1 protein-coding gene is annotated in these 559 nt (G+C 24.2%); it reads left to right on the top strand.

The window, feature by feature from the left end; genetic code table 11:
* Positions 1-559: pyridoxal phosphate-dependent aminotransferase (locus tag G3997_RS09515; RefSeq protein ID WP_296645537.1), on the top strand; the 559-nt coding region annotated here is incomplete at both ends.

The raw sequence follows: 559 nt of genomic DNA, 5'->3' as shown, positions 1-559 counted from the left end.
AATTGTTTTGAAAATAATATTATTTTAGGTAGTGGTGCAACAGAACTTATTTCTTCATTTATAAAAGCTCTAAAACCTAAAAATGCTTTATTACTTTCACCTGCTTATTCAGAATATGAAAGCGAATTATCTAAAATAAATTGCAGTATAACTAAATACTATGCAAGATATGAAAATGACTTTGATATATGTACTTTAGATTTAATAAACACTTTAAAAGAAAAAGATTTTGATTTAATAGTAATTTGTAATCCTAATAACCCTACTGGATTTACTTTTTCATCTAAAGAAATAGAAAAATTGTTAAAATCTACTTCAGCTTTTGTTATGGTTGATGAAACTTATATTGAGTTTACAGATACAGATRTTTATTCTTCTACTTCTTTAGTTGATAATTATAATAATTTATTTGTAATAAGAGGAACATCTAAATTTTTCTCAACTCCAGGAATAAGACTTGGATATGGGCTTATTGGTAATGAAGATATAAAAAATAAAATTTCTTCTCAGTTAGACTTATGGAATGTAAATATAATTGCATCAAATATGGGGCAAATTA

The organism is Romboutsia sp. 13368, assembly GCF_018336475.1.
GTDB lineage: Bacteria > Bacillota > Clostridia > Peptostreptococcales > Peptostreptococcaceae > Romboutsia.
This window is presented reverse-complemented; position numbering and strand designations above follow the sequence as displayed.